The following is a 25,360-nucleotide window of genomic DNA, read 5'->3' as shown; positions in this document are numbered from 1 at the left end:
CGGTGAGCGAGATCGGCTCGATTCCGCCGATCCAGCCGGCAGCGCCAACCGGCCAGGGCGATCCGGCGCCCACATCGCCGCAGACCGCGCCGCCGACGGAGCCTGCTGCGAATCCGCAGGCGGCGCCGCAGCCGGCTCCGCCGTCCGCACCGCAACCTCCGCCAGCTGGGCAGACCGCGCCGCAGCCGCCGGCGCCAGGCGCGGATGCCGCAACCCGGATTTCCGAGGCCTTGCGGGCGCTGGCCTCCGGCGGACAGTTCACGGCTCAGGTGGTGGCGCAGGATGGCGCGACTTTGCTCGCGCGCACCGCCGCGGGCACCACATTGGCGTTCAACAATCTGGCCACCGTGCTGGCACAGGCCAATGTGGCGGTGCTGAACGCGGCGTTGCGCCTGCAGCTCAATCCGGAAAATCCACAGCAGGCGACGGTGCTCAGCGCCAATGGCGTCGCCCTGCAGCCGCCGCTGGCTGCGCTGGTGCAGCCGCCGACCGCGGCGCAGCTTGCCCTCGCCGCCGCGCCGCCGCAGCCGGCGGCCTTTGTGCCGCCGGTGCCGCCGCAAGCCGGGCAGACATTGCAGGCCGTGGTGCTGCCTTCTTCGTCCGCGCCCACTGCTGCACCCGTTGCCGCGCCAGTCGCGGCGGCATTGCCGCCGGGCAGCCGCGTGCAGATCGTCGTGCAAAGCGTCAGCCTGCCAGCCGCCGCGTCACCGGCGCCATCGGCCGCCGCGGAAATTGCATCGCCGCCTCCTGGCCAGGCGGCGCCGGGCGCATCCAGCCCGCAATCGTCACCGGCTCAGGTGACGGCGGCGCCGGCGCCGTCCGGCTCGCCCGCGGCTGGCAGCGCCGTGGCTGCTCAGGTGTCGGCGCCGCCGTCCGCCGCTCAGTCCGCTGTTCAGTCCGCCGTTCAACACTCCGCGATCGAGCCGCCTGCCATCCGGCAGCCTCTCATTCAGCCATCTGTCACTGCACAGCCGGCGACGCCCGCGGCCGCGGCGGCTCCGACGGCATCGCCGTCCGGCGCCATACCTGCCGCGCCCGGTCCGCCATCGGTTCCGGCAGCGAACCCGGCGGCAGCCGCCGCGATCGGCAGCCCGATCACCGGCATCGTCTCCGGTCAGAGCAGCCCGAGCGGCCAGGTGCTGGTGTCCACCCCGCAAGGCCTGCTTTCGCTGGCGCTGCCGCAGCCCTTGCCGGCCGGCACGCAGATTTCGTTTGCACTGGCCGCGATCACCCCGCCGCCGACGCCGGCAACGACAACGCTGGCGCCCGCGCCGCTGAGCGGCGTGCTGGCGCGGCTGCAGGGAGAGTGGCCGGCCTTGCAGCAGACCTTGGATGCCATCCGTGCCGCGGATCCGACGCTGGCCGAGCGGCTGCAGACCGACCTGCTGCCGCAGCCCAATGCGCGGCTGGCGGCAGCGGCGCTGAATTTCATGGCCGCCGCCGCAGCCGGCAATGCCCAGGCCTGGCTCGGCAGCGAGGCGGTGCGCAAGCTCGAGCAGAAGGGCCGCGGCGATCTGGTCCGCAAGCTGGACGACGACTTCAAGGAGCTTGGCCGCCTCAATCAGCGTCAGAGCGGCAACGATTGGCAGGCGCTGGTGATGCCGATGCTGATCGGCGGCAAGGTCGAGCCGGTACAGATCTTCATGCGCCGCCGCCGCGATGCGAAGAAGCGGCAGAACCAGACCCGCTTCATCATCGATTTCAACCTGGAAAGCACCGGACCGATCCAGTTCGACGGCTTCGTCAGCAGCAAGCAGCTCGACCTCATCCTGCGTTCGGAAAGCGAATTCGGCCCCGCCTTCAGGCTGGACGTCACTGATATCTTCACCAATGCGCTGGAGGTTACCGGCATGACCGGGTCGATCCGGTTCCATGATCGCCAGGCGCCGCTGGCCTGGCCCAGCCCGGAACTCGACGCCGGCGGCCCGACCCGCGAGATCAAGGCCTAGCGCGTCCTGGTCACCAGCCAGATGCCAAGCGCGACCGGTAGGATGCCGAGGAAGTCGACCGCGATCAGCGGCTCGCCCAGCACCACATGCCCCAGCAGCAGGCCGAGCGGCGGCATGAGGAAATGCAGGCTGCTGGCTTTCGTTGCCGAGCCGCGGCGCAACAGCATGAACCACAGCCCATAGGCGCCGATCGAGACTGCGATGGCAAGGTAAAGCAAGGCGCCGATCAGGCCGATGCCCCAACGGATCGTGCCGGCGTCTTCCAGCAGCAGGGCCACCGGCAGCAGGCCGGCACCAGCGGCCAGCAATTGAATGCTCAGGCCGGCGGTCGGATCGCTTCTGGTCGGCAGCTTCTTGTACAGGATCGTGCCGCCCGCCAGCCCGATCGCCGCCCCGATGCTGAACAGCATGCCGATATGATCGTCGGCGCCGAAGCTGAGCCGGCTGCGCAGGATGACGGCGACGCCGAGCAGGCCGAGCAGCAGGCCGAGTCCCTTGCGCCATGTGAACCGCTCGCCCAGCAGCAAGGCGGCAAGAGCGGCAGTGAGGATCGGATTGGTGCTGATGATCACCGCGGCCAGCCCGGACGAGATCGTCTGCATGGCGACATAGCCCAGGCACAGATAGAAGGCGTGGTTCGACAGGCCCAGCAGCGCCAGCCTGCCCCATTCCTCGCGATGTCCGAACGCCGCCGGTCCCTGGCGCCACAGCACGACGCCGGACAGCACAGCGCCGCCGAGCAGAAAGCGGATCGCCAGCAGCAGGGGCGGGCAATCGGCAATGCCGATCTTGGCGGCGGTGAAGGCCGAGCTCCACAGGAAGCAGAACAGGGCGAGCAGCAGCAAAGCCTGCAGGCGTTCCGCGATGCTGCTCGGAGGGGCGGTGAGGGGGAGGCTGGTCTCGCTCATGGAGCCGGAGATAGCCCCCGGCATTGTCATTTGGAAATTAAATGATAGGATATTTTCTATCGAGTTTTCCGATAAATGCGGGGCGTCCGGCATGGCCCAGGATTTCGATATCGACCTCTTGCGCGCTTTCGTTGCCGTTGCCGAAACCGGCGGTTTCACCCGTGCGGCGGCCAAGCTGAACCGCACGCAATCGACCATCAGCCAGCAGGTGCAGCGCCTGGAGCAGGCGGCGAATGCGCAGCTGCTGCTGCGCGACACCCGCAGCCTGCAACTCACCGAGGAGGGCGACCGCATGCTGGCCTATGCGCGCCGCCTGCTCAGCCTGCATGACGAGGCGCGCGCCGCCATCGGCGGGGTGAGCCATAGCGGCGAGGTGCGGCTTGGCGTGGCGGAGGATTTCGCGACGCTGTCGCTGCCCAAGGCGCTGGCCGAGTTCAGCCGCGTGCATCCCAAACTGCATCTGAGCGTGGTCTGCGATCTCTCGGTGGCGCTGCTGCGCCGTTTCCGTCAGGGCGAGCTCGATCTCGTCGTCGTCAAGCAATTGCCGGAGGATCGCAGCGGCGAAAGGCTGCGCGTCGATCCGCTGGTCTGGCTCGCCGGTCCGGGTTTCACGCTCGATCGGGACGAGCCGGTGCCGCTCTGTCTGTTTCCGCCCGGCTGTCTGTTTCGTGATCGCGTCACGGCGGCGCTCGACGAAGCCGGCCGGCCATGGCGCATCGTCTATACCAGTCCTTCCATCGCCGGCCTGCAGGCTGCCGTCGCGGCGGGCATCGGACTCTCCATTCTTACGGCTGCTTCGGATCGCGGCAATTTGAAGGCGGTGGATCATCGTGCGTTGCGCTTGCCGAAACTTGGCGATATCGCTTTGGTCAGCCATGTCGCGACGGGCAAGCGCGCCGCGGCGGCGCAGGATTTGGCGCGCTTCATCGCTCGTTCGGCGCAATTGCTGCCTGCCCGTGCCGCTTGAAGACGCCGCCGGCGTAACAAGCGGCTAGCTTACGAGGCTTTTGGGGTACCCGTCGCCATGCAGGCAAACAATCATATGACCGTGCAGAGCTGGCTGCTGCTCGGCGCGCTTTCCGTTCTTTGGGGTGGTTCCTTCTTCTTCGTCGGCGTGGCCGTCCGCGAAGTGCCGCCGCTGACCATCGCCGCGATCCGCGTGCTGCTGGCGGCCGTGATATTGCAGGGCGTGCTGCGACTGTCCGGGCTGACGCTGCCCTGGCGGGGAGAGGTCTGGCGGGCCTTCGGGATGGCGGGCCTGCTCAACAACGCCATTCCCTTCGGCCTGTTCTTCTGGGCGCAGACCCAGATTCCGAGCGGCCTTGCCTCGATCCTCAATGCGACCACGCCGATCTTCACGGTGTTGGTGGCGCATGTCTTCACCGCGGACGAGAAGCTGACGCCGGGCCGGCTGCTCGGCGTGCTGCTGGGTTTCGCCGGCGTGGCGGTGATGATCGGCGTCGATCTGCTGTCGGGCCTGGGGCGCAACGTGCTGGCGCAGGGCGCCTGCCTGCTGGGAACCCTGTCGTATGCTTTCGGTGCGGTCTACAGCCGGCGCTTCGCGCGGTTGGGCGTGAAGCCGATGCAGGTTGCCGGCGGGCAGTTCATTGCCTCCTCGGCGATCCTGCTGCCGCTGGCGCTGCTTGTCGAACAGGGCTGGCAGATCCCGCTTCCGTCCTGGCAGTCGATCGCCGCCATCGTCGCGCTTGCCGCGCTGTCGACCGCGCTGGGCTTCGTGATCTACTTCCGTATCATGGTCGCCGCCGGCAGCAACGTCAATCTCGTCACCTTGCTGGTGCCGGTCAGCGCCATCCTGCTTGGCGTACTGGTCCTGGGCGAGACGCTGGCTTTGCGGCATCTCGCCGGCATGGTCGCCATTGCACTGGGGCTTGCCGCCATCGACGGGCGGGTATTGAAAGTGTTTCGAAGATAGGGCGACGGATACCGGGTCGATCAGCCGGTCTGGCTGTCCGGCTGCTCCTGACGGCGGCGGAAGCCGGTGAGCCCCGCCTCGTCCATTTCGGCCTGTTCGCGGCGCTCCTGCTTCTGGCGCTCGCGGCGCTCCCAGTTCTCGAGCACGAGCTCGTATTTCTTCAATTCGCGGTAAGCGGCGTTGACCTCTTCCTGCGCCGCCTTGATGCGGTCGATGACCTCTTCGCGCGAGACTTCCAGATTGGCATGCCGCTCGCGGTTGGCCTTGCGATAGCTGGTGAAGCCGAAGCTGGCGTCGTAATTCTGGGTCGCGACCTTGCGCTCCCATTCCAGTTCCTCATCGAGCTTGGCCATCTGCCGCTCGATACCGGCGCGCAGAATCTCCAAATCGACGACGATGCGCCGCCGCTCGTCAAGCCGCCATTTCCACAGCCGGATCAGGCCGTCCACGCCACGCATGATCTATATTCGCCTGCTGTCCTATGCCGCCGCCGCGGCATCGTCTTCGGAAAAGATTTCGGCCAGGCGCGCATAGCCCGCCGCCAGGGTCGAGCGGTCCGACTTCTGCTGCTTGAGGAATTCCTCCAGCAGCGGCTGATAGCGGATCGCCTCGTCCACCTTGGGATCCGAGCCCATGCGATAGGCGCCGAGCCGGATCAGCTCGGCCATGTCGTCATAGGTCGCCATCAGCTGCCGGGCGCGCGTGACCAGCATATTCTCGTCGTCGGTGTTGCAGCCCGGCATGGTGCGCGAGATCGAACGCAGGATATTGATCGCCGGATAGCGGCCGCGTTCGGCGATGGCGCGTTCCATGACGATATGGCCGTCGAGAATACCGCGCGTGGCGTCGGCGATCGGCTCGTTATGGTCGTCGCCGTCGACCAGCACGGTGAACAGTCCGGTGATGCTGCCATCGTTGACGCCGGGGCCGGCGCGCTCCAGCAGGCGCGGCAATTCGGCGAAGGTGGTCGGCGGATAGCCCTTGGTGGTCGGCGGCTCGCCGCCGGACAGGCCGATCTCGCGCTGCGCCATGGCGAAGCGGGTCACCGAATCCATCAGGCACAGCACCTGCAAACCCTGGTCGCGGAAATATTCCGCCACCGCCAGCGTCATATAGGCGGCCTGGCGGCGCACCAGGGCGGGCTCGTCGGAGGTGGCGACCACGATCACGGTCCGCGCCAGGCCTTCCTTGCCGAGATCGTCCTCGATGAATTCCTGCACCTCGCGGCCGCGTTCGCCGATCAGGCCGACCACGTTGACGTCGGCCTCGGTATAGCGCGCCATCATGGAGAGCAGCACCGACTTGCCGACGCCCGAGCCGGCGAAGATGCCCATGCGCTGGCCGCGGCAGCAGGAGATGAAGGTGTTGATCGAGCGCACGCCGAGGTCGATCTTGGGGCCGACCCGTTTGCGCATGTTGGCCGGTGGCGGATTGGCGCGCAGCGGGTAGGGGCGCGTGCCGTTGGCGAGCGGCGCGCCGCCATCCAGCGGCCGGCCGAGGCCATCGATGACGCGGCCCAGCCAGGTATTGTCGGGATAGACCACCGGCTGGTCCTCGCCAACCGTGGCGCGGCAGCCGAGTCCGACGCCTTCCAGCGAACCATAGGGCATCAGCAGCGCCCGGTTTTGCCGGAAGCCCACCACTTCGCACTCGACCTTGCGGCCGTCGCGGGTGGCGACATGCACGCGCGAGCCGATCGACAGATGGCGCTCGACCCCGGCAATCTCAACCAGCAGCCCCTGGATCGAGGTCACCCGGCCGGTGAAACTGACATCCCTGATACGCTCGAGATCCATCAACAGGCTGTGCATCGGCGCCTCGCAACTGACGAAAAACACCCTAGGCTCAAAGCCTTAATCGCCGGTAAAGGCCCGAAAGCGGCGGCTTTCCGCCAGAGCCGAGGCCGATCCTAGCACCCCTGCGGATGCAGGGTTAACGAATCCAAACCCCCTGGCGCAATAAATCGTTAACTTTGTTTGTTAACGATGGTAACTATACAGGATTGGGAATTGACCTTGGGGCAGACGAGCTGGGGGGTGCCATGCGTGTGCTGCTAATCGAAGACGATGCGTCGATGGCCAAGAGCATCGAACTGATGCTCGGCCAGGAAGGCTTCAATGTCTACCGTACGGAGTATGGCGAAGAGGGTTTGGACCTCGGCAAGCTGTATGACTACGACATCATCGTGCTCGACCTGAACCTGCCGGACATGCACGGCTATGACGTGCTGAAAAAGTTGCGGGCGGCGAAGGTCAATACGCCGATCCTGATCCTCTCCGGCATGAACGAGCCGGACAAGAAGGTGAAGGGCCTCGGCTTCGGCGCCGACGATTACCTCACCAAGCCCTTCAACAAGGACGAACTGGTTGCGCGCATCAATGCCATCGTGCGCCGCGCCAAGGGCCATTCGCAATCGGTGATCCAGACCGGCAAGCTGACCGTCAACCTGGATGCCAAGTCGGTCGAGGTCGATGGCGCGCGGCTGCACCTGACCGGCAAGGAATATTCCATGCTGGAGCTGCTCAGCCTGCGCAAGGGCACGACGCTCACCAAAGAGATGTTCCTCAACCATCTCTACGGCGGCATGGACGAGCCGGAGTTGAAGATCATCGACGTGTTCATCTGCAAGCTGCGCAAGAAGATCGCCGCCGCCACCGGCGGCGAGAATTACATCGAGACGGTCTGGGGCCGCGGCTATGTGCTGCGCGATCAGGTCGAGCCGGTGGCGCAGCCCGGCGCCAAGCGCGCCGTCGGGGCAAGATAGCCGTTTGCAGATTACCGGGGAAAAAGCCGGCTTTGATGCCGGCTTTTTTGTTTTCCTCGCCCCAGCGTCGCAGATACTATGCCGGGCCCCTAGCGCCGCAGATCCGGCCAGAAGCGCACATCGGCGCGCGCCAGGCCGCCGCCAAGGCCCATCGGCGTGCCGTCGGCGCGCCAGCAGGCCGCGCCGCTCATGCTGCCGTCGGCATTGAAAGCGATGGCGTTCATGCCGCCGCCGACGCTCGGTACCGGCAGCACGTCATGGCCCCGGCTTTTCAGCGCCTCGCCCCGGACCGCATAGCCCGGCTCCAGTTCCACCTGCTGGCCCTGCGTCCATAGCCGTGGCGCTTCCACCGCTTCCTGCAGGCCCATGCCGAAATCGATCAGATTGACCAGGGCCTGCATGGCCGAGCCGAAGATGCGCAGGCCGCCCGGCAGGCCGAGCGCGTAAGCCGGCTTGCCGTCCTTGAGCGCCATCACCGGCGCCTGGGAGGTGGTGATGCGCTTATTGGGTGCCACCGACAGGGCTTTGCCCGGATGCGGATCGAACAGGTACATGTAGTTGTTCGGGATCACGCCGGTGCCGGGCAGCAGGAAGCGGGCGCCGAACAGCGAATTGATCGTCTGCGTACTGGCCACCACGTTGCCCTCGCGGTCGGCCACCGTGACATGCGTGGTATTCGGCGATTCTCCCGCCGCAACGCCCGCGCTCCAGCTTTGCGCGCGGGTGATGTCGATCTGCGCGCGCCGCTCGGATGCGTATTGCTTCGAGATCAGCCGTTCGACCGGCACGTCGACGAAGGCCGGATCGGCGGTGGCCGCCGCGCGGTCGGCAAAGGCGATCTTCAACACCTCCGCCAAAAGGTGCAAATGATCGGTCGAGCCGAAACCGATGGCGGCCAGATCGAAGTCTTCCAGGATGTTGAGCATCTGGATCACGTGGACGCCGCCGGAGGAGGGCGGCGGCGGGCCGATGATCTCGAAGCCGCGATAGGGGCCGCGCACCGGAGCGCGTTCGACGACCTGGAACGCCTTCAGATCCTCCAGCGCCAGCAGGCCGCCGGCCGCCCTGATGGCTTCGGCGATCTGTTGTCCCAGCCCGCCGCCATACAGCAGCGCGGGCCCGTCCTTGGCGATGCGGCGCAGGGTTTCGGCATAGTCGCTCTGCACCAGCCTGGCGCCGGCCGCGAGCGGCTTGCCGTCCGGCAGGTAAAGCCGGGCGATTTCCGCATCCCTGGCCATGTCGGCGGCGGCTTCGCCGATGCAGCCGGACAGATACGGCGTCACCGTGAAGCCGCGCGATGCGTGGCGGATCGCCGGCTCGATGACATCGGCAAGGCTCATGCGGCCGAAGCGCGCCAGCGTCTCGCACCAGGCCTTCAGGTTGCCCGGCACGGCGACCGCCCTGGCGCCGACCGCATTCGCGCGGCCTTCGGTTTCCAGATAATCCAGGCCCGGCTCGTCGCTGATGGGCTTGTACATGTCGGCGCGGGCCGCCTGCGGCGCGCAGCTCAAGCCGTCGATCACGGCATGGCAGCCATCGGCAAGCCGGATATGCGCCATGCCGCCGCCGAAAATGCCGACCATCATCGGCTCGACCACGCTGAGCGTGAACAGGGCGGCGATCGCGGCGTCGACGGCGTTGCCGCCAGCGGCCAGCATTTCGATCCCGGCGGCGGAGGCGAGCGGATGATTGGTCACCACCATGCCGCGGCTGGCGCTGACCGGTGTTTTCTCGCAGGCGAAGGCAACGCCCGCCCGCATGCGCCAATTGGATCCGCCCATGACGTCCTCCGTGATGATCAGCTCAGGAATTCGAGGCGGATCTCCGTCTCGTCGATCTCGGTGGAAAACCGGCAGCCGGCGCTGCGGCTCAGCCGCTGCGCATAGCGCGCCAGGGCCGGCAGCGGCTCGCGCGGCCAGTCGGCCGTTTCGGCCAGGGCCGTGCTCAACGTGTCCGGCCAGCGCAGCATCGGGCCCCGTGCCGCGATCCGCCAGTTCCGGCCCGCCGGGGCCAGTTGCAGGTTGCCGCCGCGCGGCAGCGCCTGCGCCGCCAGCAGCAGGCCAAGCAGCACGGCCTTGGCCAGCGGCTTGGGCAGGGTCGCATCGGCCGCCGGCATGGCGAGCGCGATCTTGCCGCCGGCGAAATAATTCTGCGCTACCCGCGACAGTTCGGTGAACGCCATCGGCTCGCCGATATCGCCCGAGGCTCCCAGGGCGAGGCGGAAGAAGGCAAGCCGACGCGCCGCGTCCTGCGCCGACTGCGCGATCAGGCCGAAGGCTTCCTCGCGCATCGCGGCATCGCTCTCCTCGGCCAGCAGCTCGACGCCGTTGTTCACGGCACCGATGCTGCCGGCGAGGTCGTGGCACAGCCGGGAACAAATCAGCGCGATGAGGTCCAGCTCTTCGGCAGCGGGCATCGTCAAATCCTTCAGCGGCGCGGGTGGCGGGATCGACCCGCAGGGTCTAAGCTTAGCTCCTGTCTAAAATGGACGCCGCAGCGGTTCAACCGCGATCGGCTCAAGGAGCATCATGCTGGCGCCTTATGCCCCCGGCGATTGGGTGAAAAATCCGCTGGAACCGGATTGGGGACCTGGTCAGGTCCAGTCGGCCATCGGCGCCCGGGTGACGGTCAATTTCCTGCATGCCGGCAAGCAGCTGATCAACACCGATCAGGTGCCGCTGACGCCGATCGAGGCCCCGGAAGAAGACGAGTAAAGCGAATAATGACGACCGAACAGGACCGGCTTGGCCCCGCTCTGCTGACGCTTGCCTGGGAGGCCGCCGCGGCCATCATGGCGGTCTACGCCGACGATTTCAAAAGCCGCGCCAAGGCCGACCACAGCCCGGTCACCGATGCCGACGAGGCGGCCGAGCGCATCATCCTCGCCGGGCTGGAACGGCTGACGCCGGGCATGCCGGTGGTGGCGGAGGAAAAATCGGCGCGCGGCGATATTCCCCAGGTCGGCACGAATCCCTTCTGGCTGGTCGATCCGCTGGACGGCACGCGCGAATTCATCGCCCGCAACGGCGAGTTCACCGTCAATATCGCGCGGATCGAGCGCGGCCGGCCGACTCATGGCGTCGTGCTGGCGCCGGCACTGGAGCAGGGGCGTGGCATCGCCTGGCTCGGCACGCCGCAGGGCGCGCGCCGGTTTCACGGCCGCGAGGACAGGACCGGCGTGGCGATCCGCGTCCGCGCCGTGCCGCCGGGCGGCGCCATCGCATTGATCAGCCGCAGCCACCGCGATCTTCAGACCGATGACTGGCTGCGGCGGCAGGTGGAGCCGAAGACCGCCAGCATCGGCTCGTCGCTGAAATTCTGCCGCATCGCCGAGGGCGCCGCCGATTTCTATCCGCGCTTCGCCTCGATCTCGGAATGGGACACCGCGGCCGGCCAGGCGGTGCTGGAGGCGGCCGGCGGCGCCGTGCTGAGCATGGAGGACAATCGGCCGCTCACCTACGGCAAGCCGGGATTTCGCAATCCGGGCTTCATTGCCCGCGGCGCCTAGCCTTCGAGCCGCGATCATGGAGACGATTGCACATCTGATCGATCAGTTCGGCTACTGGGCGATCCTGGCCGGTACGTTCCTGGAAGGCGAGACGATCCTGGTGCTGGCCGGCTTTGCCGCGCATCAGGGCTATCTGCGGCTCGATCTGGTGATTCTGGCCGCCTTCATCGGCTCGGTTTCGGGCGATCAGCTCTGGTTCGCGTTGTCGCGCCATCACGGCAAGCGCTGGCTGGCCAGGCGGCCCGGACTTGCCGCGCGGTTCGCGCTGGCGACGCGCTGGCTGGAGCGGCGGCCGACGCTGTTCCTGCTCGGTTTCCGCTTTCTCTACGGCATCCGCTCGGTCGCGCCCTGGGCGATCGGCCTCAGCAACGTGCCGGCCCGGCGCTTCATCATCCTCAACGTGATCGCTGCCGCCATCTGGGCCGCCAGTTTCGGAACCATCGGCTATCTGTTCGGCGCGGCGGTCGAGAGCATGATCGGCAAGCTGCAGCAGATCGAACATCGCCTGCTGGCGGCGGTGGTGCTCGGCATCGTCTTCGTTGCGCTGGCGCGCTGGATCGGACAGCGCCTCAACCGCAAGGTCGCCGGCCCGCCACCGGCGGCATCCGGATCAGATCGCGACCTCGAGCAGGATCGCTGAGAAATGGCAGGCGGCGGCGGCCAGCACGAAGACATGCCAGATCGCCCGCTGATAGGGCAGCCGCTCCCACATGTGAAATACCACGCCGATGCTGTAAAGCGCGCCGCCGCCCAGCAACAGGATCAGTCCGGCCAGTGAGGCATTGTTCAGCAACGGCCGCAGCACCGCCAGCACGGCCCAGCCGAGCAGCAGATAGGCGACGACCGACAGCCGCTCATGGCGGCCGGGATCGAGCAATTTGACGATCACGCCGGCGATCGCCACCAGCCAGACGAAGGCCAGCAGGCCGATACCCCAATTGCCGCCGATCACGATCAGGCTGAAAGGGGTATAGCTGCCGGCGATCATGACGAAGATCGCGGCATGATCGAAGCGGCGGAACAGTGCCTTCCATTCGGCATGGCTGGTCATGTTGTAGAGCGCCGAGCAGACCAGCATCGCCATCAGGCCGAGGCCGTAGATGCTCAGGCTGACCAGCCGCGACAGGTCCGGCTTGAGGATGACGAGCACGGCCAGGGCGGTGCAGGCGCCGATGCCGAACGCCAGCCCGATCAGATGGACCACGGCATCGGCGATGAATTCGGCGCGGCTGAAGCTGCGGGCCGCGATCTGTTTGGCGGTGGACTGCATGGACATAAATATAGGATGGATTCGAAATGCGGCGAATCCATGAAGGCGAGAAGGCTTTTTGGTCAGTCTTCGAGTTCGTCCCGCTCGGAGGCCGGCGCCGGCTCGAAGCCGCGCAAGGCGGCGAAGCGCAGCAGCTGTTCGGGGTGAAGCAGATCATGCGTCGCCACATGCGCGCGCAGGCGCAGGGCGCGAAGCCGCGCCTGCAGTTCTCCGATCCGGGCAGTGATCGCATCGACATGGGCGATGTCGACCGTACCATCGGCAAAGGCGCGATCCAGCCGGCGCTCCTCGCGCAGGATATGCCGGCTCAAAGCGATGGACTCGCTGTCGATCCTCTGCTGCAGCTCATAGAGCTGCCGCTTCTGCTCGATATCCAGGCCGAGTTGGTCGGCCATGGCGATCGCCGTCTGCGGCCCCGGGAACAGGTTGCGCTCCGCGGTCAGCTCGTCTTCCTGCCCGACCGTCTCTGCGCCGGAGACGACATGCGACGGATCGAACGCGGCATCGGCCGGGGCATCGATCAGGCCGCGCCCCACGCTGCCGAGCGCGAACCCGGCGGCCAAGCCCACGCCAAGCGCCAGGAGGGCGACGAAGCGCCGCGCCATGGCTGTCTCTCCACTGAATGCAACGTCACCCGCACGACATTCGGCGGCACGGATGTAATCGGCGGCGAGACTAGTCCGGCAGGCTTCAATTGTCGGTGACGGTGATCACGCCGGCGCCGGGCGGATCGGCATAAAGCCGCGTCACATCGGCATGGCGGCGTTCCAGCGTGGCGCGCTGATTGATGTAGCCCTTGTCGGTGATCTCGTTGGCGTCGATCGATGGCGGCTCGGAGAGCAGCACGACGCGCCTGACTTTCATCGACGAGCCGCCCTGGGTGGCGTTGTAGGCGGCAAGCTTTGCGGCAATCTGCCGCGCCAGTTCGTCTGCCGGCATGTCCTTTGCGGCGGCGGTCGGCCAGGCCAGCAGGCCGATATAGGGGCGGTCCTGACCGGTCACCACGGCATCCTGCAGCAGCGGCGAACAGGCCGACAGGGCGGCGACGCGCACGCCGCCGACATGCACCCAGGTGCCGGTCATCAGCTTGAAATCCTCGGCGATGCGGCCGTCGAACAGGAGGCCCTTGTTCGGATCGTCCGCGTCGGCCAGCTTGCAGGCATCGCCGATGCAATAGAAGCCCTCCTCGTCGAAGGCCTTGGCGGTCTGTTCGGGGTTGCCGATATAGCCGGGCGTAACGTTCGGCCCCCTGACGCGGATTTCATGCTTGCCGCCATTGGGCACGAATTTGAGCTGCACGCCCGGCACCGGCACGCCGATCACGCCGGCGCGCTCGATGATGAAATGCGCCGCGGTCGCCATCGGCGCCGTCTCGGTCGAGCCCCAGGACGAGGTCATCGGCACGCGATGGCCCAAGGTCTTGATCGACAACGCTTCGAGCCGCGACCACAGATCCGGCGGCAGGGCGGCGCCGGCATAGAAGATGAGCTGCAGATTCTTGAAGAAGCTGCGGCACAGCGCCTCGTCCTTCTCCAGATGCGGCACCAGCATGGCGTAGCCGGCCGGCACGTTGAAATAGACGGTCGGCGAAACCTCGCGCAGGTTCGCCACGGTCTTCTCCACCAGGCCCGGCGCCGGCTTGCCCTCGTCGATATGCAGCCTGCCGCCGTTGCGCAGCACCATGTTGAAATTGTGATTGCCGCCGAAGGTGTGGTTCCACGGCAGCCAGTCGAGCAGCACCGGACGCGTCTCCTGCAGGAAGGGCCAGATCTGCGCGATCGCCTGCTGGTTGCTCGCCATCATGCGATGCGTGTTGATCACGCCTTTCGGCAGTCCGGTCGAACCCGAGGTGAAGAGATACTTGGCGGTCCAGTCGGGACCGATCTCGTTGAAGCGGGCATCGACGGCCGCGGTGGGTTCGGCGGCCAGCAAAACGGAGAGGTCGGTCACCTGCTCGACATTTCCGGGCAGGCTGGCCAGTGCCTTGGCGAAAGGCGCGCCGGCGGCGAAGACCAGCTTGGGCCGCACCAGGTTGAAAATGTGATGCACCTTGGCAAGGTCGCCGCTCATCAGCGAATAGGCGGTGCTGACCGGCGCCACCGGCACGCCGGCGACGAATCCGCCGAGCATGAGCAGCGCATGATCGATGCTGTTGCCCGAGAGGATCAGCACGGGCCGCATCTGATCCAGCCCGCGATCGATCAGCGCCTGGGCGATGCGGCGCGCCGCCTGCCAGGCCTGGCCGTAGGTCACCTCGCGCCATCCGCCGGCCCCGTCGCGTTCGGACAGGAAGACGGCGTCGGGCTGCGCCGAGGCCTGCTGGCGCAGCAGCAGGCCCATATGCGGCGCGTAATCGCCCAGGGGGTCTTCCGATTCCAGGATGAAGCTGCCATCCTCGCGCGTCACGCGGCGCACCCGCGGCGTCGCCAGGGCCAGCGGCGCAAATGGCGGTTTGGCAGCAGGACCTTTCGTGCCTTGCATCATCGTTCCCTCCCCGCAGAGTTTTGTAACTCTGCATTACAATTTGGGGAGATCATGGCCCAAAGCGGCGCGGCGCTCAAGAGGGCAGGCGGTCCTCTCTCCCGGCGCGGCGATAAATTCCCCGCCGCTTTCCGCGCTGGACGGGTTGGATGCGGCTATCAGGCGTTGACGTCGATGACGACGCGGCCACGCACCTGGCCGGCGAGAATCTTCGGCGCCAGCTCGAAAATCTGCGACAGCGGGTGAACTTGCGTCGCCGCGGTCAGCTTGTCCTTGGGCAGGTCCTTGGCGAGCTGCCACCAGGCGCGCTTGCGCTTGTGCATCGGCGCCATGACCGAATCGACGCCGAGCAGGCTCACATTGCGCAGGATGAAGGGGAAGACGCTTGCCGGCAGATCGGCGCCGCCGGCCAGGCCGCAGGCCGCCACCCAGCCGCCGTACTTCACCTGCGAAAGCACGCTGGCCAGCGTCTGGCCGCCGACGGAATCCACCGCCGCCGCCCAGCGCTCCTTCCCCAGGGCAGGGCTTTTCTGCGCCAGCTCGGCGCGGTTTATGAAGCCGCTGGCGCCGAGGCCTTTCAGATAATCATGCGTTTCGGGCCGGCCGGTCGAGGCGGTGACCTTGTAGCCCTTCTGCGCCAGCAGCATGACCGCGATCGAACCGACGCCGCCGGCCGCGCCGGTCACCAGCACCTCGCCGCCGTCATTGGCATTCAGCCCGGCATCTTCCAGGGCCTGCACGCAGAGCATCGCGGTATAGCCCGCCGTGCCGATCGCCATCGCCTCCTGCGGCGAGAAGGCTTCCGGCAGCCGCACCAGCCATTCGCTTTTCAGCGCGGCGAATTTCGCATAGCCGCCCCATTGCGTCTCGGAGAGGCCATGGCCGTTGACCAGCACCTGATCGCCCGGTTTGAACTCCGGATTGGCCGAGACCACCACGGTGCCGGCGAGGTCGATGCCGGCCACCAGCGGCATCTTGCGCGCGATGCGGCCTCCCGTGAGCGCCAGACCGTCCTTGTAGTTGAGCGTCGAATAGGCCACTTCGACCAGCACGTCGTGCTTGGGCAGATCGTCCTTGCCGATCTGCTTGAAGCCGGCCTTGGGCTTGCCGTCCACCTCTTCGATCATCACGGCGCGGAAGGTCTCGGGCATTGTCGGTATCACTCCCTCTGATGCGTCCTGCCCGGGTTGTCCCGGTCTTTCGCGTTTCTGGCAATAGATGTGCATGGCCGGTGCGGAGCCGGCCATGACAGTTTTGGCGAGCGCGGCCCTTAGCGCAGCGGCTCGAGGATCGAGACGTAATTCGCCACGGCGACGCCGCCCATGTTGAACACGCCGCCGAGCTTGGCATCCTTCACCTGGATGTCGCCGGCCGTGCCGGAAAGCTGCATGGCCGCCATTACATGCATGGAAACGCCGGTGGCGCCGATCGGATGGCCCTTCGATTTCAGGCCGCCCGAGGGGTTGATCGGCAGCTTGCCGTCGGGCTGGGTCCAGCCCTCCTTGATGGCCTTGGCGCCCTGGCCCGGCGCGGTCAGCCCCATCGCCTCGTATTCGATCAGCTCGGCGATGGTGAAGCAGTCATGGCTTTCGGCGAAGGACAGATCCCACACGCTGAGCCCCGCCTCGCCCAAGGCGTCGGCCCAGGCCCTGGCCGGGCCCTCGAAGGCGATCACGTCGCGCTTGGCCATGGGCAGGAAGTCCTGCACATGCTTGGCGGCGCGGAAGGCGATCGCCTTCTTCATGCCCAGGGCCGTCTGCACGTCGGTCAGCACCAGCGCGGCGGCGCCGTCGGAAACCATCGAGCAATCGGTGCGCCGCATGCCGCCGACCACCAGCGGATTCTTGTCGGAAACCGTGCGGCAGAAATCGTAGCCGAAATCCTTCTGCATATGCGCCAGCGGATTCTTGCTGCCGTTCTTGTGATTCTTCGCGGCGATCATCGCGGTGGCGTCGGACTGGTCGCCATAGCGCTGGAAATACTGGCTCTGGATGGCGTCGAACACGCCGGCGAAGCCGCCCTCGTTGAACACCTCGCTCTTGCGGTAGCTCGCCTTCAGCAGCACGTTGCCGACCACGTCGTTCGGCGCCGACGTCATCTTCTCCACGCCGACGCAAAGCACGAAGCGCGCCTGCTTGGCCGCAATCGCCGCCAGGCCTTGATAGACCGCCGCCGATCCGGTGGCGCAGGCATTCTCGACGCGGGTGGCCGGCTTGAAGCGCAGGCCCGGATCGGCCTGCAGCACCAGCGAGGCGGTGAACTCCTGATCGGTCAGCCCGCCGTTGAAATGGCCCAGATAGATGGCGTCGATATCCTTCGGCTCCAGCCCCGCATCCCTGATGGCGCCGACGGCAACCTCGACGACCAAATCCTCGGCGTCGCGCCCTTCCAGTTTGCCGAATTTGCTGTGCTGCCAACCAACGATGCAGGCGGTCATGGCTCTCGTCCTTTTCTCTTGCCAGGGTTCGGGTAATCCGTGCTTGCGTAGTCTGCTCGGTGTTTGCGCCGCGCGATTGGCAAATCGGATTGCGAACGCGCGGTCGGAAATAAGAGAGGGGCCGCCGCCTTTAAGTCAAGCTGCCGCCAAGGCAGGCCGGGCAGGCGCCAGACCATGCGATCCCGTTCCGGGCCGGTTGCCGGCCGATCGAAGCCGATTGGCTGCCAGTCGGAGCCGATCCGGTCCGATTGACGCCAGCCAAATTCCATTCGCTTCCGGGCTAAGTGATTGGTCTTCCGTGGCAAGGCCTTGATTTCCCGTTGCTCTCCCGGTCATTCCGGCCACGCGGCGCTTTTCGCCGTGCCGCGCGGGCCGGAATCCCATGTCTAGCTTGCGGATCTCACCGGCGGACAGCCGGCTCGCCCGAGGTGACGCGCCGGAGTGCCCGTCCGGCTGGCAGCCATCCGCGGCGAGTGCCAATTTTATCCCTGTTTCCAAAAAGTTATTGCCATCGGGCGAACATATTCGGCAGGCTTTCGCTTATCAGCTTATGCCGGCCCGCGAGTCGGTATCCGAGCGCCGGGCGCGGCTCCCGCAGAAAGCAGGAGGCGAGCATGTCCAATCCATCGCATCGATCCCGGTCCGACCAGGCGCAGCTGGAGCGGCTGCTGTATTACCGCCTGACCACGGCGGAAATCCTCTACCACATGCCGGATCACCCGGCTTTGCTGCAAAGCTATATCTGGCAGGAATACGACCTGGCGCCGAAATTTCCGGCGCTGCACAAATTCCTCGCCTTCTGGGAAAGCCAGCTCGAAGGCAAGCTGCATTCGGTGCGCGTCATGTCGGCGCGGCTGGTCAGCCCGGCGGAATACCGCGCCGCCGCGGCCAGCTATCACCTGCATTAGCGGGCGCCGGCCGGCGCGGCCGGGCGGTGGAGGCGGCCGGGGGTTTGTGCTAGGGTGCCGGCGGTTTCGTTTGCGCCGCAGGACAGCTCATCCCATGTCGTTGATACAATATCTGCAAGACTCCGCCGATTTGATCCGCCAGGCCGCCAGCGACGAGATGGCCGGGCGGGTCGAGCAGGCGATCCAGCGCATCAGCGCCGCGCTGGCCGAGGACAAACCGCTGCTGGTCTGCGGCAATGGCGGCTCCGCCTCGGATGCCATCCATATCACGGGCGAACTGGTCGGACGGTTTCTCAAGGAGCGCCGCGCGCTCAACTGCATCGCCCTGGGTGCCGATCCCGGCACGCTGACCGCCTGGAGCAACGACTATTCCTACGAGACAGCCCTCGCGCGCCAGGTCGAGGCCTATGGCCGCGCCGGCGGCGTGCTGCTGGGCATCACCACTTCGGGCAATTCCGCCAATGTGCTGAAGGCGGCCGAAACGGCCCGCGGCAAGGGCATGGCGGTGATCGGCCTGACCGGCCAGGGCGGCGGCAAGCTTAAGCCGCTCTGCGATATCCTGCTCGATGCGCCCGCGCGCCATACCCCGCTGGTGCAGCAGGTCCACGCCTGCCTGTACCATTATATCTGCCAGCAGGTGGAAGAGCGGCTGGCAGGGTGACTTGGCAAGGTGAATAAAGGGTTTACCGTTTCTTTATCGCTTGCTCCCTAAGTTCGGCCCGGTATCCAGGCAGCGGGACAGGATGGGGCGCGTGGCCAGTCTAGACGAGGTGAAGAAGATCGCGGACGCTTACGAGCGGTCGATGCCGGCGGTCAATGTGCCGATCCGCGACAAGACACTTCTGATGGCGGTACCGAATTTGAAGTGTCTGGGATTTGCCGTCACCGCAAACCAGCGCGAACCGGCGACGAATGCCTGGATATTCGGCTTCAAGCCTGGCGAGATATTCTTCGATGTCGGCTCCAACAATGGCCTGTATGGATTGATGGCTGCGGTCGTTTCGGGCTGCGAGGTGCATGCCTTCGAGCCGCATTTCGCCAGCTATCATACGCTGACCCGCAATATCTACCTGAATAAGCTGCAGGATCGCATGCTCTCCTATCCGATCGCCGTATCGGATGCCGAGGGGTGTGGCAAGATGTTCCTGAGCAGCATCACTGCCGGCAAATCGCTCAACAATTACGGCGATGCCCGGCCGAGCGACGATCCGATCTGGAATGCGACCATTCCGCAAGGATCGGTCTCGATGAGCCTCGACCGTTTCTCGGAGCTTACCGGGATCGTTCCACATCATATCAAGATCGATGTCGATGGGTTGGAGCCGGAGATCATCCGCGGCGCGAAGGGCCTTCTGGCCAATCCGAAGCTACACAGCGTCATGATCGAAATCATGGATCAGATGGAAAGCCATCGGACGATCCACCAGACCATGCTGGATGCGGGCTTCACCCGCTTCGTCAAGGACGAAGCCGGCACCTTCTATTTCCGCAGCTGACGCACGCCATGTGCGGCATCGCCGGCTATCTCAATTTCCGCGATAAGCGGTCCCCCGAGCAGATTCAGGCCACGATCGGCCGTATGAATGGCGCTATCGCCCATCGCGGTCCCGATGACCGCGGGCAATGGATGGACCCGGAGAATGTCTGCCATCTCGGCCATACCAGGCTGAGCGTGCTCGATCTTTCGGCAGCGGGCCATCAGCCGATGCTGAGCCGGGATGAGCGCTACGTCATCAGCTTCAACGGCGAGATCTACAATTTCCGGGATCTGCGGCGGCAACTCGAGAAGCTTGGCCATGTATTTCACACCGGCACCGATACGGAGGTCCTGCTCGCCGGTTTCGCCCAGGTCGGTCCGCAATTCTTCCAGTATCTCGACGGCATGTTCGCGCTGGCGATCTACGACCGGCAGATCGGCTGCCTGACATTGGCGCGGGATCGCGCCGGCGAGAAGCCGCTCTATTACGCCTCGGGCGATCACTTCTTTGCATTCGCCTCTGAACTGCGCAGCCTGTTGCAGGTCGAGGAATTGCCGGTGGCGTTGTCGGAAGAGGCCTTGGCGCTGTATTTCACGCTGCGCTACGTGCCGGAGCCAGGCTCGATACTGGCGCCGATCCGCAAGCTGGAACCCGGCATGGTCATGCAGGTTTTCCGCGACGGGCGGGTCCGGCACGAACGATATTATGCCTTCAACATAGACCAGGACCAGGAGGTCAAGCCGGACCGGCTTGGCGACTATGTCGAGATGGTCGAGGCCGCCCTGGCGCAATCGCTGGTCAATCGTCTGAACAGCGATGTGCCGCTGGGCATGTTCCTGTCCAGTGGGGTAGATTCCTCGCTGGCCTGCGCCGTGCTGGCACGCAAGCTCGGCCGGCAGGTGAAGACTTTCTCCGTCGGATTCGAAGGCGATCCGGGTTCCGAGCACGAGGCTGCGCGCGACATTGCCAAGACGCTCGGTAGCGAGCACCACGAATACATCTTCACCGCTGCCGATTTCGAACGCATCTGCAATGAGATCGGCGGCCTGCTGGACGAGCCGAATGGCGACCGCAGCTGCGTACCGACCTATCTGCTGTCGGAATTCACTCGCCGGCATGTGACGGTGGCGATTTCCGGCGATGCCGGCGACGAACTGTTCGGCGGCTATGGCCGCTATCCGGCCTTCGCCACAGCCTACGACCAGAACAAGGACCTGCACCCGACCGCCGCGGTGCAGACCTATATCGAGCGCGGCCTGCCGGTGCTGGCGGCCGATGCGGTGCGGGCGGCCTTTCCGCAGGGCTACAATGCCGTACAGGGCTTCTTTCACTGCTATGCGCCCTTCTTCATGCATCTCGGCCGGCCAACCCTGCATGCGCTGCGGCAGCTCGATTTCCACACCTATCTGCCCGGCGCCGTGCTGGCGAAAGTCGACCGGATGAGCATGCAGCACGCCCTCGAGGTCCGCACGCCCTTCCTCAGTCCGCAGATGCTGGATATCGCGCGCAAGGCCAGCGCGGGTCTATGCTGGGCCGGACAGATTCAGAAGATCGCTCTGCGCCAGCTTCTGGCGCGCTATCTGCCGCAGGAACATGTAATGGCGCCCAAGAAGGGCTTTGGTATGCCGCCGAGCGTATTCCTCAACAACCGCGAGCGCGTCGGCCAGGAGCTGACTGCCGCCTATCGCCGCCTGAGTGAGACCAGTTTCTTCTCGGCGCGCCCGAATGCCCTGAACAGCGTGTTCTCGGCGGCCGGCGCCAATATCAATGCTGCCTGGGCGGCCATCGTCCTGGCAAAATGGGTCGATTCGGTGGGGCGTCCGCTATGAGCGAAACCGCGAAGCAGCCGATGCATAGCATGGATGCGCTGATCCGCCATGCCGCGGAAAGCGCAACCGACAGCCTTGCCTTCGATGTGGCGGCGCGCGTTGCCGAGCTGGCCGGCCGCTTCGAGGCGGCTTGCGCCGACCTGCCGGCCGCGCCGCTGGCGCTGGTGATCTTTCACCTCAAGCTGCCGGAGGAGCATCGGCGGATCGACTATGTCGACATCAAGGCCGATCAGGGCAATATCGACTATGTCAGCGTGCTGCGCCATACCTTTGCCATGGCGCGCGGCTTCAATCCGGATGCGCGCATCATCTACATCACCGGAGAAGGCGACGACACCAGCTTCGTGCCGGCCGATATCGTCACTGTGCGCCTGCCGCTCAAGCCGCAATGGCTGATGTACGAGCGCGTGGTGGCGATGGCCGCCTATATGCAATCGGCAGCCTTCGCGCAGAACACCGTTTTTCTCGACAGCGACGCCTTCTGCAATTGGCCGCTGGGCAAGGTCTTTCAGCTCTCCTTCGACGTCGCCGTCACCTTCCGCGACCAGCCCGGCCTGATGCCGGTGAATGAAGGCGTGATCTTCGCCGCCCATCGGCCGAACGGGGCGGCGCGGCATTTCTTTACGCGCTATCTGGCTACCTACGAGGCGCTGTGCCGCAGCAAGACTGTTGCCGACATCTACGGCGATATCCGCCGCTGGCGCGGCGGGCAGCTGGCGTTGAACGGGGCGTCGGCTGCCGTCGGCACGCTCAGCGAGATCGACCAGCGTATGCTGTCGGGCGCCCTGGTGCGCTACCTGCCTTGCGACGACTACAATTTCTTCATCCGCGATAACGAGACCTATCAGCTCGATGTGCTGCAGCGGAAGTACATTCTGCATCTGAAGGGCCCCGCGAAAGGCAGCGTTCCGGCGGTGAGCAGGTTTCAGCAGCAACGGCTGCAGCAGTGGCTCGGGCCGAATGGGCCGCAGCCCGGCAGCGCTGCGGGGGCGGCCTTCGTCAAGCCGGTCTTTGCGCTGATCAACAAGGAATACAACAAGCCACCTTTCGGCACCAAGGAATCGCAGCAGCGCTTCGGCGGCCTGATGCAGAGCGCGATGCAGATGCTTGGCGCCAACCAGCCGGGCAGCGGTGCCGCGGCCGTCGACGACATGGTGGTTTGGTTCCGCAATCTCGGCTTTTTGCAGCAACCCGATTTCATCGCCGCCTTCGAGCCGTATCTGGGCGACAATACGCTGCGCGCGCGCATCTGGCGCATCTACATGCTGTGCTGGGCGGCGAAGAGCTGCCTCGGCCTGGCCGGCGATTTCATGGATGTCGGCTGCTATGACGGCAAGACCGTCGACGTGATGGAGCGCTACTGCAATTTCCGCGCGACAGCCGGCAAGACCTGGTGGCTCTATGACATGTTCGAGAATCCGCCGGACGAGGCGCGCAAGGTCAGCCACGGGCCGCAGCTTTTCGATCGCGTGCGCGGCATGTTCGAGCCGTTCGGCAATTTCCGCGTGATCAAGGGCGCGGTGCCGGACAGCTTTGCGCAGGGCCTGCCGGGAAAAGTCGCCTTCGCGCAGCTCGATCTCAATGTGGCGGCGCCGGAACTGGCGGCGCTGGAGATCATCTACGAACGCATGGTGCCGGGCGGCATGATCGTGTTCGACGATTTCGGCTTCCGCCGCTACCGCGACAGCCACGACGCCGAGATGGGTTTCTTCCGGGCGCGCGGCGATGTCGTCTGGGAAAGCCCGACCGGGCAGGGCCTGTTCATCAAGCGCTGACGCGCCCGGCTGCGTCCTACTGTGCGGCTGCTGCGGGTGATGCGGGCGCCGCGCCCAGGTCGGTAAAGTGGCTGGCCAGGAAGGTCGAGATGATGCCCTGGACTATCTCGGGCTTCACATGCACCCGGTCCTCCTGATAGGCCGGCACGCCGATCCCCCAGACGATCTCGAAGGACGGGAAATAATGCACCCAGTCGAATTCGCGGCAGATCTGGCCGGCGACGGCGCGCAGGGTGGTCTTGCTTTCCATGTTGTTCACGAAAACGTCGTGCTCGTTGAAGCTGCGCTCCAGCGGCACCGGCGATACGGTCAGCACCACCTGGATCTTGGGATTCATCTGCTTCAACAGCAGCAGGGCGCGCTTGATGTTCTGGTAATTCTCATCGAACGTGCTCTGGTGATAGTAGGTTTCACGCAGGCCCGCGCCGCCGGCATAGACCGGTATCTGATTGCAGACGAGGCCGTTATTCTTCTTCTTGAAGACCTCCGTCATGCCGAGCGTGATGAAGCAGGCATCGGCATTCAGCATGCCTTCCTTCATCACGGCGTCGATCTGCTCCAATGCCTCCCATAGGTCAGCCGGCGTCTTGCCGAAGACCAGACGGCGATACGGATCCTGATAGAGAGTGCCTTCGCCGACCGCCTGGGTACCGTTCACCAGGGTGCGGTTGGCCACTTCCCATATGTCATGCTTGTCCTGCACCCAGAGTCCGGCGGCGCGCTCGACCTCCTGCCGGATCGAGAAGGTGTTGTAGTAGTTCATGTGCTCGCGATGCGGCAGCGTATCGACCCGCATACGGGCGTGATCGACCTTGATCTTGCGGTATTCCGGATAGCAGATGACGTTGCGGGCCGTCAGCGCCTTGCGGATTTCCTCGGCGAAGCAGCTGCCGATGGTGAAGAAACGGTGGCTGGCGTTGAAGAGAAGATTGCGTTTGACGGTCAGCTTGCCGGTTTCCCGCAGCGCCTCCCATTTCTTGTTGGGGCGGTCGACGGCAACAAGTTCCTTGAAAAACATGGCTTTCGATCTCCGGACGACCGGTTCCGCCGCTCAGCCGGCGGCCACGATATGCTGTTCGGCACCGGTCTTGCCGGAACGCCCGAGTTCGGCATCGGCACCGAAGACGCGCGGATTGAGGGGGCAACCCTGGCAGATCGGCGTCTGGTTCTGCAGGAAGGCCTTTATCCAGTTCAGCACGCCGGGCTGCTGCCAGGCCTGAATGAAGCTCATCTCGCCAAGATTGGTATAGCCGAACTGCGCCGGATCGAAGGTTGTGCAGCATGGCGTCAGATAGCCCTGCACCGAAATGGCGGGCCGGAACCACGGCGCCGTGCAGATCTCGCCTTTCGGCCGGGTGAAATTCGGCAGAATCACCGGCATGCCGGCCAGGTCCGGCGCCACCTGACGGATCAGATTGATGAATTCGATGCGCTGGGCCTGAGTCATCAGGCCATAGGGCTCGCCGTAATCCTGGAATTCCTGCATATGGACCGGCGGTCCGCCGAGGCGCTTCAGTTCGCGCAAGGTGTCGGGAATCTCGTGGTAATTGACCGCGCTGACCACCATCGAGATATGCACCGGCAGGCGGGCCTGCATGCAGGCCGCGATATTCGCCTTCAGCTTCTCGACCTTGGTGCCGGCGCGCATGCGGTTGGCGATTTCGGCATCGAAGCTGTCGACCGAAATCCAGAATTCGTCCAGTCCGGCGGCGACCGATTTGGCGTAATACTCGGCCGAGCGGGTCACGCCGTTGGAGGTGACCTTCATCTTCTTGAATTTGCCGCTCGTCTTGGCCATGGCGACGAGCTCGGCGAATTCCGGATGCAGCGTCGGCTCGCCGATGCCATGCAGAGTGACGAAGCCGACCGGGGGCAGATGGTCGAGGATGCGCTGGAACAGCGCCAGTTCCATATGCCGGTCATCCCAGCTGTTGTTCTCGATGCCGAGCGTGCGCGGGCAACCGGCGCATTTCAGGTTGCACAGCGTCGTGATCTCGATCGTGAGCTTCTGAAGCGCGTTCGGGGCGACGAAAGGGTTCATGGTGTCATGCTCCACCCGCCGGCCTTCTGCCGGCGATCCGTTAGATGCCTGCGCGAAAATCCTACCGCAGGCGAGGGGC

Annotated in this window: 24 protein-coding genes; 12 read left to right on the top strand and 12 right to left on the bottom strand. The window is 65.5% G+C overall.

Features of this window, described 5'->3' with window-relative positions; translation table 11 throughout:
* Window positions 1-2: 2 nt before the first annotated feature.
* Complete coding sequence (locus tag VF194_RS13440; RefSeq protein WP_330891688.1) at window positions 3-1,949, top strand: hypothetical protein; 1,947 nt, start codon at window positions 3-5, stop codon at window positions 1,947-1,949.
* Here VF194_RS13440 and VF194_RS13435 read toward each other — a convergent pair.
* Window positions 1,946-2,857 carry a DMT family transporter gene (locus VF194_RS13435; protein ID WP_330891687.1) on the bottom strand — a complete coding sequence of 304 codons (912 nt, stop codon included), beginning with the start codon at window positions 2,855-2,857 and terminating at the stop codon, window positions 1,946-1,948. The genes VF194_RS13440 and VF194_RS13435 overlap by 4 nt on opposite strands.
* A gap of 91 nt (window positions 2,858-2,948) precedes the next feature.
* On the opposite strand from VF194_RS13435, the gene VF194_RS13430 reads away from it, so the two are divergent.
* Both VF194_RS13430 and VF194_RS13425 read left to right on the top strand, forming a co-directional pair.
* On the top strand, window positions 2,949-3,824 hold the full coding sequence (locus tag VF194_RS13430; RefSeq protein WP_330891686.1) for a LysR substrate-binding domain-containing protein: 876 nt from the start codon (window positions 2,949-2,951) through the stop codon (window positions 3,822-3,824).
* Between the two features lie 57 nt (window positions 3,825-3,881).
* Entirely contained in the window at window positions 3,882-4,790 is a 909-nt protein-coding gene (locus VF194_RS13425) for a DMT family transporter (protein ID WP_330891685.1), read from the top strand.
* A 20-nt stretch (window positions 4,791-4,810) separates the two neighbouring features.
* Here VF194_RS13425 and VF194_RS13420 read toward each other — a convergent pair whose 3' ends face one another.
* Together VF194_RS13420 and fliI are read right to left on the bottom strand one after the other, a co-directional pair.
* Window positions 4,811-5,248 carry a hypothetical protein gene (locus tag VF194_RS13420; protein WP_330891684.1) on the bottom strand — a complete coding sequence of 146 codons (438 nt, stop codon included), beginning with the start codon at window positions 5,246-5,248 and terminating at the stop codon, window positions 4,811-4,813.
* Window positions 5,249-5,269: 21 nt separating this feature from the next.
* Window positions 5,270-6,601 (bottom strand): flagellar protein export ATPase FliI, encoded by a 1,332-nt coding sequence (gene fliI, locus VF194_RS13415; RefSeq protein WP_330891683.1) that lies wholly within the window; start codon window positions 6,599-6,601, stop codon window positions 5,270-5,272.
* 230 nt (window positions 6,602-6,831) lie between these two features.
* On the opposite strand from fliI, the gene ctrA reads away from it, so the two are divergent.
* Window positions 6,832-7,554 carry a response regulator transcription factor CtrA gene (gene ctrA, locus VF194_RS13410; protein WP_330891682.1) on the top strand — a complete coding sequence of 241 codons (723 nt, stop codon included), beginning with the start codon at window positions 6,832-6,834 and terminating at the stop codon, window positions 7,552-7,554.
* An 89-nt stretch (window positions 7,555-7,643) separates the two neighbouring features.
* Here ctrA and ggt read toward each other — a convergent pair whose 3' ends face one another.
* Together ggt and VF194_RS13400 are read right to left on the bottom strand one after the other, a co-directional pair.
* Entirely contained in the window at window positions 7,644-9,335 is a 1,692-nt protein-coding gene (gene ggt / locus VF194_RS13405) for a gamma-glutamyltransferase (protein WP_330891681.1), read from the bottom strand.
* 17 nt (window positions 9,336-9,352) lie between these two features.
* The gene (locus tag VF194_RS13400; RefSeq protein ID WP_330891680.1) at window positions 9,353-9,970 is read right to left on the bottom strand and encodes a histidine phosphotransferase family protein; all 618 of its coding nucleotides are present in this window, start codon (window positions 9,968-9,970) and stop codon (window positions 9,353-9,355) included.
* Window positions 9,971-10,082: 112 nt separating this feature from the next.
* Between VF194_RS13400 and VF194_RS13395 the strand changes: the two genes are divergently transcribed.
* Genes VF194_RS13395 through VF194_RS13385 form a run of 3 tightly spaced genes read left to right on the top strand, consistent with a single transcriptional unit; the run spans window position 10,083 to window position 11,702 of the window.
* A complete protein-coding gene (locus tag VF194_RS13395; protein WP_330891679.1) occupies window positions 10,083-10,268 on the top strand; it encodes a DUF3553 domain-containing protein in 186 nt (61 codons plus the stop codon).
* An 8-nt stretch (window positions 10,269-10,276) separates the two neighbouring features.
* A complete protein-coding gene (gene cysQ / locus VF194_RS13390) occupies window positions 10,277-11,062 on the top strand; it encodes a 3'(2'),5'-bisphosphate nucleotidase CysQ (RefSeq protein ID WP_330891678.1) in 786 nt (261 codons plus the stop codon).
* A 16-nt stretch (window positions 11,063-11,078) separates the two neighbouring features.
* A complete protein-coding gene (locus VF194_RS13385; RefSeq protein ID WP_330891677.1) occupies window positions 11,079-11,702 on the top strand; it encodes a DedA family protein in 624 nt (207 codons plus the stop codon).
* Here the strand turns inward: VF194_RS13385 and trhA are convergent.
* The 5 genes from trhA to VF194_RS13360 form a co-directional block, all read right to left on the bottom strand.
* On the bottom strand, window positions 11,673-12,338 hold the full coding sequence (gene trhA / locus VF194_RS13380; RefSeq protein WP_330891676.1) for a PAQR family membrane homeostasis protein TrhA: 666 nt from the start codon (window positions 12,336-12,338) through the stop codon (window positions 11,673-11,675). The genes VF194_RS13385 and trhA overlap by 30 nt on opposite strands.
* Window positions 12,339-12,394: 56 nt before the next feature.
* Window positions 12,395-12,937, bottom strand: coding sequence for a Spy/CpxP family protein refolding chaperone (locus VF194_RS13375; protein ID WP_330891675.1), 543 nt, complete (start codon window positions 12,935-12,937; stop codon window positions 12,395-12,397).
* A gap of 85 nt (window positions 12,938-13,022) precedes the next feature.
* Entirely contained in the window at window positions 13,023-14,816 is a 1,794-nt protein-coding gene (locus VF194_RS13370; protein ID WP_330891674.1) for a feruloyl-CoA synthase, read from the bottom strand.
* 155 nt (window positions 14,817-14,971) lie between these two features.
* The gene (locus VF194_RS13365) at window positions 14,972-15,964 is read right to left on the bottom strand and encodes an MDR family oxidoreductase (protein WP_330891673.1); all 993 of its coding nucleotides are present in this window, start codon (window positions 15,962-15,964) and stop codon (window positions 14,972-14,974) included.
* A gap of 119 nt (window positions 15,965-16,083) precedes the next feature.
* The gene (locus tag VF194_RS13360) at window positions 16,084-17,250 is read right to left on the bottom strand and encodes an acetyl-CoA acetyltransferase (RefSeq protein WP_330891672.1); all 1,167 of its coding nucleotides are present in this window, start codon (window positions 17,248-17,250) and stop codon (window positions 16,084-16,086) included.
* A gap of 614 nt (window positions 17,251-17,864) precedes the next feature.
* Here VF194_RS13360 and VF194_RS13355 point away from each other — a divergent pair.
* The 5 genes from VF194_RS13355 (at window position 17,865) to VF194_RS13335 (ending at window position 23,240) form a co-directional block, all read left to right on the top strand.
* Complete coding sequence (locus VF194_RS13355; protein ID WP_330891671.1) at window positions 17,865-18,158, top strand: Usg family protein; 294 nt, start codon at window positions 17,865-17,867, stop codon at window positions 18,156-18,158.
* Window positions 18,159-18,252: 94 nt separating this feature from the next.
* The gene (locus tag VF194_RS13350) at window positions 18,253-18,819 is read left to right on the top strand and encodes a D-sedoheptulose-7-phosphate isomerase (RefSeq protein ID WP_330891670.1); all 567 of its coding nucleotides are present in this window, start codon (window positions 18,253-18,255) and stop codon (window positions 18,817-18,819) included.
* A gap of 91 nt (window positions 18,820-18,910) precedes the next feature.
* On the top strand, window positions 18,911-19,654 hold the full coding sequence (locus VF194_RS13345; RefSeq protein WP_330891669.1) for an FkbM family methyltransferase: 744 nt from the start codon (window positions 18,911-18,913) through the stop codon (window positions 19,652-19,654).
* 8 nt (window positions 19,655-19,662) lie between these two features.
* Window positions 19,663-21,465 (top strand): asparagine synthase (glutamine-hydrolyzing), encoded by a 1,803-nt coding sequence (gene asnB, locus VF194_RS13340; RefSeq protein WP_330891668.1) that lies wholly within the window; start codon window positions 19,663-19,665, stop codon window positions 21,463-21,465.
* Window positions 21,462-23,240 carry a TylF/MycF/NovP-related O-methyltransferase gene (locus VF194_RS13335; protein ID WP_330891667.1) on the top strand — a complete coding sequence of 593 codons (1,779 nt, stop codon included), beginning with the start codon at window positions 21,462-21,464 and terminating at the stop codon, window positions 23,238-23,240. The genes asnB and VF194_RS13335 overlap by 4 nt, the downstream gene beginning before the upstream one ends.
* Window positions 23,241-23,256: 16 nt before the next feature.
* Here VF194_RS13335 and VF194_RS13330 read toward each other — a convergent pair whose 3' ends face one another.
* Together VF194_RS13330 and VF194_RS13325 are read right to left on the bottom strand one after the other, a co-directional pair.
* Window positions 23,257-24,258: a GSCFA domain-containing protein gene (locus VF194_RS13330; RefSeq protein WP_330891666.1), complete on the bottom strand. Its 1,002-nt coding sequence runs from the start codon at window positions 24,256-24,258 to the stop codon at window positions 23,257-23,259.
* A gap of 33 nt (window positions 24,259-24,291) precedes the next feature.
* Entirely contained in the window at window positions 24,292-25,281 is a 990-nt protein-coding gene (locus VF194_RS13325) for a radical SAM protein (RefSeq protein WP_330891665.1), read from the bottom strand.
* Between the last annotated feature and the right edge of the window lie 79 nt (window positions 25,282-25,360).

The organism is Ferrovibrio sp., assembly GCF_036381655.1.
GTDB lineage: Bacteria > Pseudomonadota > Alphaproteobacteria > Ferrovibrionales > Ferrovibrionaceae > Ferrovibrio.
The sequence above is the reverse complement of the archived record's forward strand: the minus strand, read 5'-3'. Positions and strand labels throughout refer to the sequence as shown.

What these genes read in the sequence shown, in the direction of transcription:
- VF194_RS13330 (WP_330891666.1), bottom strand. Translation starts at nt 24,258, where the DNA reads ATGTTTTTCAAGGAACTTGTTGCCGTCGACCGCCCCAACAAGAAATGG.
- VF194_RS13365 (WP_330891673.1), bottom strand. Translation starts at nt 15,964, where the DNA reads ATGCCCGAGACCTTCCGCGCCGTGATGATCGAAGAGGTGGACGGCAAG.
- cysQ (WP_330891678.1), top strand. Translation starts at nt 10,277, where the DNA reads ATGACGACCGAACAGGACCGGCTTGGCCCCGCTCTGCTGACGCTTGCC.
- fliI (WP_330891683.1), bottom strand. Translation starts at nt 6,601, where the DNA reads ATGCACAGCCTGTTGATGGATCTCGAGCGTATCAGGGATGTCAGTTTC.
- asnB (WP_330891668.1), top strand. Translation starts at nt 19,663, where the DNA reads ATGTGCGGCATCGCCGGCTATCTCAATTTCCGCGATAAGCGGTCCCCC.
- VF194_RS13430 (WP_330891686.1), top strand. Translation starts at nt 2,949, where the DNA reads ATGGCCCAGGATTTCGATATCGACCTCTTGCGCGCTTTCGTTGCCGTT.
- VF194_RS13375 (WP_330891675.1), bottom strand. Translation starts at nt 12,937, where the DNA reads ATGGCGCGGCGCTTCGTCGCCCTCCTGGCGCTTGGCGTGGGCTTGGCC.
- VF194_RS13370 (WP_330891674.1), bottom strand. Translation starts at nt 14,816, where the DNA reads ATGATGCAAGGCACGAAAGGTCCTGCTGCCAAACCGCCATTTGCGCCG.
- VF194_RS13400 (WP_330891680.1), bottom strand. Translation starts at nt 9,970, where the DNA reads ATGCCCGCTGCCGAAGAGCTGGACCTCATCGCGCTGATTTGTTCCCGG.
- VF194_RS13385 (WP_330891677.1), top strand. Translation starts at nt 11,079, where the DNA reads ATGGAGACGATTGCACATCTGATCGATCAGTTCGGCTACTGGGCGATC.
- VF194_RS13335 (WP_330891667.1), top strand. Translation starts at nt 21,462, where the DNA reads ATGAGCGAAACCGCGAAGCAGCCGATGCATAGCATGGATGCGCTGATC.
- trhA (WP_330891676.1), bottom strand. Translation starts at nt 12,338, where the DNA reads ATGTCCATGCAGTCCACCGCCAAACAGATCGCGGCCCGCAGCTTCAGC.
- VF194_RS13435 (WP_330891687.1), bottom strand. Translation starts at nt 2,857, where the DNA reads ATGAGCGAGACCAGCCTCCCCCTCACCGCCCCTCCGAGCAGCATCGCG.
- ctrA (WP_330891682.1), top strand. Translation starts at nt 6,832, where the DNA reads ATGCGTGTGCTGCTAATCGAAGACGATGCGTCGATGGCCAAGAGCATC.
- ggt (WP_330891681.1), bottom strand. Translation starts at nt 9,335, where the DNA reads ATGGGCGGATCCAATTGGCGCATGCGGGCGGGCGTTGCCTTCGCCTGC.
- VF194_RS13425 (WP_330891685.1), top strand. Translation starts at nt 3,882, where the DNA reads ATGCAGGCAAACAATCATATGACCGTGCAGAGCTGGCTGCTGCTCGGC.
- VF194_RS13360 (WP_330891672.1), bottom strand. Translation starts at nt 17,250, where the DNA reads ATGACCGCCTGCATCGTTGGTTGGCAGCACAGCAAATTCGGCAAACTG.
- VF194_RS13355 (WP_330891671.1), top strand. Translation starts at nt 17,865, where the DNA reads ATGTCCAATCCATCGCATCGATCCCGGTCCGACCAGGCGCAGCTGGAG.
- VF194_RS13325 (WP_330891665.1), bottom strand. Translation starts at nt 25,281, where the DNA reads ATGAACCCTTTCGTCGCCCCGAACGCGCTTCAGAAGCTCACGATCGAG.
- VF194_RS13420 (WP_330891684.1), bottom strand. Translation starts at nt 5,248, where the DNA reads ATGCGTGGCGTGGACGGCCTGATCCGGCTGTGGAAATGGCGGCTTGAC.
- VF194_RS13350 (WP_330891670.1), top strand. Translation starts at nt 18,253, where the DNA reads ATGTCGTTGATACAATATCTGCAAGACTCCGCCGATTTGATCCGCCAG.
- VF194_RS13395 (WP_330891679.1), top strand. Translation starts at nt 10,083, where the DNA reads ATGCTGGCGCCTTATGCCCCCGGCGATTGGGTGAAAAATCCGCTGGAA.